The following is a 283-nucleotide window of genomic DNA, read 5'->3' as shown; positions in this document are numbered from 1 at the left end:
GCACCACCGGCACCAAGTCCGACCTGAAGCCGATGGATGCGCCGATGAGCTACGAGGTCTACGACGCCGAGCTGCTGGCCGCGCGCCAGGCCGACAGCGTCAACGAGGCGCTGCGCTACGTGCCCGGCGTGACGGCCGAGAGCCGCGCGACGGTGAGCATCTTCGACCAGTACACGATCCGCGGCTTCGAAAGCTACCGCAACTACTACGACGGCCTGCCGCTGCAGTACAACGGCCTGTGGAACCTGGTGCCGCAGGTCGACGCCTGGGCCACCGACAGCAT

The 283-nt window shown here is 67.5% G+C and carries 1 protein-coding gene; it reads left to right on the top strand.

Annotated elements, in window-relative coordinates; translation table 11 throughout:
• Positions 1–283, top strand: a 283-nt coding sequence (locus tag KVT32_RS29825) for a TonB-dependent receptor plug domain-containing protein (protein WP_217619400.1), incomplete at both ends; no start/stop codon positions are given.

The organism is Achromobacter sp. GbtcB20 (assembly GCF_019091095.1).
In the GTDB taxonomy this organism is placed as follows: domain Bacteria; phylum Pseudomonadota; class Gammaproteobacteria; order Burkholderiales; family Burkholderiaceae_B; genus Achromobacter; species Achromobacter mucicolens.
Note: the sequence above shows the minus strand (reverse complement) of the source record. Positions and strands in the feature narration are given on the sequence as shown.